At 70.9% G+C, this 8,055-nt stretch carries 7 protein-coding genes and 3 tRNA genes; 4 read left to right on the top strand and 6 right to left on the bottom strand.

Going from position 1 to position 8,055, the window contains the following annotated elements; genetic code table 11:
• The 3 genes from AC5P1C_RS05625 to AC5P1C_RS05615 all read right to left on the bottom strand — a co-directional run.
• A partial coding sequence (locus AC5P1C_RS05625) for a DEAD/DEAH box helicase (protein WP_493864507.1) occupies nt 1–1,763 on the bottom strand: 1,763 nt, incomplete at its 3' end.
• A gap of 286 nt (nt 1,764–2,049) precedes the next feature.
• Entirely contained in the window at nt 2,050–2,613 is a 564-nt protein-coding gene (locus AC5P1C_RS05620; RefSeq protein WP_493864506.1) for a hypothetical protein, read from the bottom strand.
• A 98-nt stretch (nt 2,614–2,711) separates the two neighbouring features.
• Nucleotides 2,712–3,062 carry a metallopeptidase family protein gene (locus AC5P1C_RS05615; RefSeq protein ID WP_493864505.1) on the bottom strand — a complete coding sequence of 117 codons (351 nt, stop codon included), beginning with the start codon at nt 3,060–3,062 and terminating at the stop codon, nt 2,712–2,714.
• Between the two features lie 59 nt (nt 3,063–3,121).
• Between AC5P1C_RS05615 and AC5P1C_RS05610 the strand changes: the two genes are divergently transcribed.
• The 4 genes from AC5P1C_RS05610 (at nt 3,122) to AC5P1C_RS05595 (ending at nt 5,040) form a co-directional block, all read left to right on the top strand.
• Nucleotides 3,122–4,678, top strand: coding sequence for a metallophosphoesterase family protein (locus tag AC5P1C_RS05610; RefSeq protein WP_493864504.1), 1,557 nt, complete (start codon nt 3,122–3,124; stop codon nt 4,676–4,678).
• Between the two features lie 79 nt (nt 4,679–4,757).
• Nucleotides 4,758–4,830 (top strand) — tRNA-Glu (locus tag AC5P1C_RS05605).
• Nucleotides 4,831–4,869: 39 nt separating this feature from the next.
• Nucleotides 4,870–4,944: transfer RNA gene (locus AC5P1C_RS05600), tRNA-Asp, on the top strand.
• A gap of 22 nt (nt 4,945–4,966) precedes the next feature.
• Nucleotides 4,967–5,040, top strand: a tRNA-Phe gene (locus AC5P1C_RS05595).
• 203 nt (nt 5,041–5,243) lie between these two features.
• On the opposite strand, the gene AC5P1C_RS05590 is transcribed toward AC5P1C_RS05595, so the two are convergent.
• From AC5P1C_RS05590 to AC5P1C_RS05580, 3 genes are read right to left on the bottom strand one after another with little or no spacing between them, the layout of a single operon-like run.
• A complete protein-coding gene (locus AC5P1C_RS05590) occupies nt 5,244–6,356 on the bottom strand; it encodes an ABC-2 transporter permease (RefSeq protein WP_493864503.1) in 1,113 nt (370 codons plus the stop codon).
• A gap of 29 nt (nt 6,357–6,385) precedes the next feature.
• Nucleotides 6,386–7,258: a cytochrome c biogenesis CcdA family protein gene (locus AC5P1C_RS05585; RefSeq protein WP_493864502.1), complete on the bottom strand. Its 873-nt coding sequence runs from the start codon at nt 7,256–7,258 to the stop codon at nt 6,386–6,388.
• Entirely contained in the window at nt 7,255–8,019 is a 765-nt protein-coding gene (locus AC5P1C_RS05580) for a DsbA family protein (RefSeq protein WP_493864501.1), read from the bottom strand. The genes AC5P1C_RS05585 and AC5P1C_RS05580 overlap by 4 nt, the downstream gene beginning before the upstream one ends.
• Nucleotides 8,020–8,055: the final 36 nt, after the last annotated feature.

The raw sequence follows: 8,055 nt of genomic DNA, 5'->3' as shown, positions 1-8,055 counted from the left end.
CCACCCTCACGACGGTCGCCGCCGCGGAAGCCGGAGCCACCACCACGGTTGTCGTCACGACGCTCGAAGGAACGGCCACCGCGGTCGTCACGGCGCTCACGCTCGTAGTTGCCGCGCTCGTCACGCTGCGGACGGCTGTACGAGGAACGCTCCTCGCGGGCCGGACGCTCGGGGGCGGTCTGCTCCGGGACGGAGGCAGCGGCCTCGACGGCGGCCTCGGCGGCCGCTGCGGCCTCGGCCACCGCGGTCTCCGGGTCGTCGCCACGCTCACGGGCGGCGCGCGCGGTGAGGCGCGAGGCCTCCTCGCGCAGCTCCGTCGCGCGGCGGGTCGCGCGCTCGAGCTCCTTGGTGAGGTCCTTGACCTCACGCTCGGCCTGGGTCGCGGCGTTGCCCGCGGAGTCGGCCTGCACCTCGGTCATCGAGCGGGCGCCGGTGATCTCGGCGACCTCCGGGTCGAAGGTGCCGCCGCCGTTGATGATGTGGCGCGAGGCATCGACGCCGGCGTCCTCCATCAGGCGGAAGATCTGGCGGCGCTGGTGCGGCAGGGACAGCGAGACGACCGTGCCGGAGCGGCCCGCGCGAGCGGTACGGCCGGAGCGGTGCAGGTAGTCCTTGTGGTCGCCGGCCGGGTCCACGTTCAGGACCAGGTCGATGCCGTCGACGTGGATGCCGCGGGCGGCGACGTCGGTCGCGACGAGCGCGTTGACGTAGCCCTTCTTGAAGTCCTCAAGAACGCGCGTACGAGCGCCCTGCGTCATGCCGCCGTGCAGCGCGTCGGCCTTCACGCCGGACTCGCAGAGCTGCTCGGCGATGCGGTCGGCGCCCAGCTGGGTGCGGACGAAGATGATCGTGCGGCCCTTGCGCGCGGCGATGGCGGCCGTGACGGGCGCCTTGTCGCGGGGCTTCACGATCAGGATGTGGTGGGTCATGGTCGTGACGTTGCCCTGGGCGCTGTCGACCTCGTGCGTGACCGGGTTGTTCAGGTAGCGCTTGACCAGCGTGGAGATCTCGTTCTCCATCGTGGCCGAGAACAGCATGCGCTGGCCGCCGGACGGAACCTGGTCGAGCAGCTCGGTGACCTCGGGCAGGAAGCCCAGGTCGGACATCTGGTCGGCCTCGTCGAGCACCGCGATCTGGGTGTTCTCGAGCGAGCAGGCGCCGCGGCTGATGATGTCGCGCAGACGACCCGGCGTGGCGACGAGGATGTCGACGCCGCGCTCGAGGGCGTAGATCTGGTTGCCCATGGACGTACCGCCGCAGACGACCTTCATCTTCAGGCCGAGCACGTCGCCGTACGGCTGCAGCGCGTCCGCGACCTGCATCGCGAGCTCACGCGTCGGGGTCAGGATGACGCCGCGGGGCTTCTTCTTCTCGGTGCGGCCCTCGGAGGCCAGCGTCGCCAGCATCGGCAGACCGAAGGAGAGGGTCTTGCCGGAGCCGGTGCGGCCACGGCCGAGGATGTCCTTGCCGGCCAGGGCGTCCGGGATGGTCGCGGCCTGGATCGGGAAGGGGGCGGTCACGCCGTTCTGGGCGAGCTTGCGGACGATGCCCTCGGGAAGACCGAGGTCTCCGAAGGTGGGGCCGGTCTCGGCGGGCTCGGCGTCGGACTCGGCGGCCTCGGTCTCGACGACGACCTGCTCTGCGGCTTCCACGACGTCGGCGGCCTGAACGGTCTCGACGGCCTCGGTGACGGTCTCCACCGTCAGCTCGTCGGTCGTCTCGTTCTCGGGCAGGACGGCGTGGTCAGAATGAGAAATGGACATGCGAAATGCGAAACCTTCCGGAGTCTCGGCACGCGCCCGTCAACTCCGTGATTTCGCAATGGACCGCCTCTATGCGGTCAGCCACGGCAAGGGAGAGTACGCGCCACGCGGCGCTCTTCTTTTTCGGCGCCGGGCAAATGGGATCAAACGATCTACCACCATACGCACCCAACCCCCCGGAAGGCAAACCACATCCTCCGGGACACCTTGGATTCCACCCCCCACAGCTCGTCTCACCTGCGACGAAGCGGGTTTCGGACAGTGGCCGAACCACCACAACCCCGCCCTAAGCGGGCCCGGCCTCCGGTGACGGCTCCCGCGACCTGAGCCCCTCGGACCGCTCCCCCAGCTGCGCCTCCTGCTTCGGCGGCTCGTGCGCCGACGACGAGGGCTCCGGAGTGGGCTCAGGGGTCGGCGTCGGGGTCGGCTTCGGGGGATCGGGCGTCGGCGTGGGGCGCGGCGGGTCGGGCTTGGTACGCGTGGGCGACGGCCGCCCGTCCTGCGTCGGCGGCGCGGGGGCGTCGCCTTCCCGGGAGGCGGAAGCCGAAGCCCTGGCGGCGCCACCGGACCCACCCGGCTCGCCCGGCCGCGCCTTACCCTTGCTCCCGCCCTTGCCCTTGCCGCGCTTGCCGCCCTTCGCGTCGCCGCGGCCGGCATCACCGCCGCCGGCCGAACCGGCGCCCGGCGTGACGCTCCCGCCGTCCGGGGCGGCAGCCGCGCTGCGCTCGCCCGCGGACCGCGCGGGGCCGGGCTCACCGCCCCCGTCGTCACCGATGCTCATGCAGCCCGCGGTCGCCACGACGGCCACGGCCGCCGCGGCCCACCGAGCAGGAACGTACAACTGGCGCACGGCCGAGCACCTCCGAGGCGCTGAGAAGCGGGGACGCCCTACCCAACTCCCTTGCCCCGCAAGAGGACACGGACCCTGACGGTGACCGCCGCCGACCGTCAGCCGTATCCCAGGGCGTGCAGGCGCTCGTCGTCGATCCCGAAGTGATGTGCGACTTCGTGCACCACGGTGATCTCGGTCTCCACGACCACGTCCTCACGCGACTCGCACATGCGCAGCGTCGGCCCCCGGTAGATGGTGATCCGGTCGGGCAGCACCCCCGCGTACCACTCGCCCCGGTCCGTCAGCGGAGTCCCTTCGTAGAGCCCGAGCAGCTCCGGATCCTCGGTGGGCGGTTCGTCCTCCACGAACACCGCCACGTTGTCCATCAACCGCGTCAACTCCGGCGGAATCCGGTCGAGCGCCTCGGCGACCAGTTCCTCGAACTCTTCCCGCGTCATCTCCAGCACATCCCCATTGTCAGCCACCGCCCCGCATAGCGGCCCCTCCCCATGGGCATACGGCCCCAATGGTCCGGCTTCGCGACTTCCGTGCGCCCGCCGCCCTCGTACGCCACTACCGAGCCCGCCACCCGCATCCGGTGAGCGAGCTCATCAGCCCTCCGCACCCGTACGGCCGCGCCGCCGGCCTGGTCGCGGTCGTCCTGCTCGGCGCCTGGCTGGGCCTGCTGATCGTCGGCAGCGTGCACGCGCCGGTCGGTCCGATGGACACGCGCATGGCGCTGCGCCCCTCCCTCACCGGCGGCACGAAGATCGACGTCTCGCCGCTCGGCGCCCTCGAACTGCGCTCGCACGTAGCCCCCATCCGCCTGGACGTGGACGTGGACCGCCTGGACCCGGTCCGCTCCCAGGCCCTGGTCGACCACCCCGAGCGGATCTCGGGCCTCCAGGACGAGGTCACGAAGGACGTCGGCCACGGCACGCTCGACCTGGCCGTACGCTCCTGCGCCGCGGTCGTGGCCGGCGCCACGGCACTGGGCCTTGCGGTCTACCGCCGCCCTCGCAGGGCCCTGGCGGCGGGCGGCCTTGCTCTCGCCCTCCTCGCCGCGTCGGGCGCGGCGGCGTACGCGAGCTGGAACCCGAAATCGGTCCTGGAACCCAAGTTCTCCGGCCTGCTCAGCAGCGCGCCGTCCGTGGTCGGCAACGCCCGCAGCATCGTGAGCGAATTCGACGTCTACCAGCAGGAGTTGGCGCGCCTGGTCACCAACGTGACGAAGCTGTACGACGTGACATCGACGCTCCCCGCGTACCAGCCGGACCCGTCGACGATCCGCGTCCTGCACGTCTCGGACATCCATCTCAACCCGGCGAGCTGGAAGATCATCGCCTCGCTCGTCGAGCAGTACGACATCAACGCCATCGTCGACTCCGGCGACACGATGGACCACGGAAGCGCCGCCGAGAACGCCTTCCTGGACCCGATCGAGGACTTGGGTGCTCCGTACGTGTGGGTGCGCGGCAACCACGACTCGTCCGCCACCCAGCGCTACCTGCAGCGCATGAAGAACGTCCACGTCCTGGACGAGGGCAGGGCCGTGTCGGTCGCGGGGCTGCGGTTCGCCGGGACTGGCGACCCGCAGTACACCCCGGACCGGTCGGTGCAGGCGGAAGGCAAACCGGCGGAGGAGATGGCGGGCATCCGCCTCGCCTCGTCCCTGCGCGACCAGCAGGCGGCCGGCACTCCGGTCGACATCGCCGTGGCGCACAATCCCGATGCCGCGCGCGAGACGGACGGCGAGGTGCCGCTCGTCCTGGCGGGCCATGTGCACCGCCAGGAGATGGAGGTCATGGAACGCGGGACCCGCCTGCGCATCGAAGGCTCGACGGGCGGCAGCGGGCTGCGGGCGGTGGAGGGCAAGCACCCGGACCCGGTCGAGACGTCGATCCTCTACCTGGACCGGGAGACCCGGCGCCTCCAGGCCTGGGACGAGATCAAACTGGGCGGCCTCGGCCTGACGAAAGCGGAGGTCAGCCGCCACCTGCCGAAGGAGAACCAGCCCGGCGCGACGCCGTCGCCGCCCCCTCCGAGCCGCTCGCCGGGGAGCGGCTCCCCGGCCCCCCGATAACCGTTTTGGCGATAGCTCCCCGCATCCCATATGCTTCTCACGTCCCCGACGCGCTGCAAAGCGCCCAGGTGGGCCCTTAGCCCTCATCGTCTAGTGGCCCAGGACGCCGCCCTTTCAAGGCGGTAGCACGGGTTCGAATCCCGTTGGGGGCACGCAACACCTTGTGCGAGACTAGTGCTCGCACAACGCTTGGTCCTGTGGAGCAGTTTGGAGTGCTCGCCACCCTGTCAAGGTGGAGGCCGCGGGTTCAAATCCCGTCAGGACCGCTTGCGATTCCTTGAATCGCGTGGCTGGGTAGCTCAGTTGGTACGAGCGATCGCCTGAAAAGCGATAGGTCGCCGGTTCGATCCCGGCCCCAGCCACTTCTCCCCGAAGCCCCGCCTCTCCCGGCGGGGCTTCGGGCGTTTCCCCCCCGCGCCGGGCCGGGCGCCTCGTTCACCGCCCCCAGCAACGTTCTTGCCGAACAGGCCTTCCCCGCCCTCCCCCAAGCTCTTAAGAAGCAGGGGGACCCCCACCCCGTTCACCCCGCAGCGCGGCCCCGGACCCACAGACGGACCAGAACCGCTCACCCGGCCGGCGTCGCCGCATGCGCCGCAGGCTTCTCGCGCCCGCCCGGATGGCGGTGGCGCCACACCCAGAACACCGCGGACGCAAGCACCGCCCACCCCGCGAGCACGAAGAAGGGGAACGCATGCTGATGGCCGCCGAAGTACACCGCAGTGTGCTGCGCGTTCACCGACGCCCCCGGCGGCAGCCACTGCCCGATGTGCCCGAGCACCGACGGAAGCAGCGGCCACGAAACCGCCCCGCCCGAGGACGGGTTGCCGAGCAGCACCATCAGGCCCCAGGTGGGGATCATCGCCCAGCGCCCGAACATCGTGTTGAACATCGTGAAGACCATGCCCGACGCGAACATCGTCAGCGCCAGGATCAGCCACGACTCGACGAACGGCAGATCAACCGCCCCCAGCCACCAGTCCACCACCGCCGCGATCACGAACCCACCGAGCAGCGCGTACAGAACGGTAAAAGCGATCCGCTCCGCCGGATTCAGCCCCCGCGCGTGCACGCTCAGCTGAATCGCCCCCACGAAGCCGATGATCACCGCGGCCAGCGAGATGTAGAAGATCGCGAGCCCCCGCGGATCCCCCTCCTGGAGCGGCTTGATGTCCTTGACCGCGACCGGCACCCCCACTTCCTTCCCCACCTTCGGCGCGGCCTCCGCGAGGAGCTGTGCGACCGACGCCCCGGACGCCCCGGAGACGTCGAACGTCACCCTGTCCCCGGACGCCACCGCCAGGATGGCGAAGACCTTCTGCTCCTCCACCGCCACCCGCGCCGCGCCCACGCTGCCGTACTCGTGCACCTCCAGCGACGCGTTCAGCGCCTTCTCCATGCCGTCGAGGAACGCCTTCCCCCGCGTCGCCTCCTGCGCCCCGACCACCGCCGTGGGGATGCGGTGCGGGGTCGGGTTCGCCATGGAGTACGTGTACGAGCCCGCGAAGAGCCCTGCGGCCGCCGCCAGGATCAGCGCCAGCACGACCGCGGGCAGGAACGGCGACTCCTTGAACGCCGACCAGCGCTCACCCCGGGTGGGCGCCCTTCCGTGGGCGCCGTGCCGGTGCTCTTCGCCGTCAGGCTGTACAGGGGGTTCAGGCGGTTCAGGCGGTCCAGGCATACGAATACGCTAAACCACCCATAACGGACTTACCCCTGCTCAGCCTCAACCGGCCCAGGCCCAGGCCCAGGCCCAGCCCCGCGCCCACGCCTCCGCCAGGCCCGCACCCCGAACCCCGCACCCACGAGCGCCACGACACCCACCAGCAGCACCGCGTCCGGCACGGCCCGGCCCACGTCCCCGGCCCACCGCTCCACGGCGAACGAGTCGTCCACGTCCAGGAGACCCGGCAGCGCGGTGGTCCCGTCGTACGCGAGGAAGAGCGCACCCAGGGCGACGAAGAAGGCCCCCGACAGCAACGACGTCGTATGCAGCTCGAAGCGCCCCACCCGGAAGGTCCGCCCCCGCAGCCACCGCCGCCGACCGAGATCGAACCGCTCCCAGAGCAGGGCCAGCACGAACAGCGGAACCGCCATCCCCAAGGCGTAGACGGCGAGCAGCAGCCCCCCGTAGACAGGGCTCCCGCTCACCGCCGCCACCGTCAGGACGCTCCCCAGGATCGGCCCCGCGCAGAACCCCGCGAGTCCGTACACCGCGCCAAGCGCGTACACGGAGACCGCGGTCGTCGGCCGGATCCGCCCCGAGATCTCCGCCATCTTCCGCGAGGCGAACCCCATCCCCACGACCTGCAGCACACCGAGCGCGATGATCAGCCACCCGGCGACGAGCACCAGCTGGTCCCGGTGGCCGAAGAAGAACCGCCCCGCCACCGAACCCGCCGCGCCCAGCGGCACCAGCGTCGTGGCAAGGCCCGCGTAGAAGATGCCGGTACGGGCGAGCAGCCGCGAGGTCGAGTCGATCGAGTACGCGAAGAAGGCGGGCAGCAGCAGCGCGCTGCATGGGCTCACCAGGGCGAGCAACCCTCCGAGGAACGCCGCGAAGTACCCCACATCGGCAGTCACTTGTCCCCGCCCTTGCCCGAAGCTCCCTTGCCTTCGGCCGCCGCAGCCGCCTGCTCGATCGCCTGGTCGAAGACCTCGTCCGGCTGCGCCCCGGAGATGGGCCGCCCGTTGACCAGGAAGGACGGAGTGGACGTGGCACCAAGCCCGTACGCCTCCTCCTGGTCCTTCTTCACCGCGGCCTTGGCGGCGGCACTCCCCACGTCGTCCGAGAAGCGGCCGACGTCCTTGACACCGGCCTCCTTCGCGAGCTCGTTCAGACGGTCGCCCCCGAAGCCCTTCTCCTTGGAGCCGTCCGCGTACGCCGCCGCGTGGAACTGCCAGAAGCGCCCTTGCTTCCCTGCGGCCCAGGCGCCGCGCGCGGCGGACTCGGAGTCCGCGCCGAAGATGGGGAAGTTGCGCCACTCAATGCGCAGGGTGCCGTCCTCGACGTACTTCTTCACGAGGTTCGGCTCGGTGTCGCGCGCGAACTTGCCGCAGAAGCCGCACTTGAAGTCGGCGTACTCGATGAGCACGACCGGCGCGTCCGCGCGCCCCTGCGCGAGCGGGTCCTTGGCGTCGCGCCGGGCCAGCTTGGCCAGCTCCGGGTAGACCCCGGCCTGCGGGTCCGCGGAGACCTCCGCGGCGGGCTCTTCCTTCGCGGTGACCGAGGAAGGCTCGTCGGGCCTGGTGGCGCTGTAGGAAGCGGCGCCGAGCAGCAGGGCGGCGAGGGCCACGCCCGCTCCGATCGCGATGTTCTTCTTTTTGTTGTTGTTCTCAGGCATCAGGGAGTTCTCTCTCGTTCCTCGTACGTCGTTGAA

The organism is Streptomyces sp. A18 (genome assembly GCF_059026065.1).
This window is presented reverse-complemented; position numbering and strand designations above follow the sequence as displayed.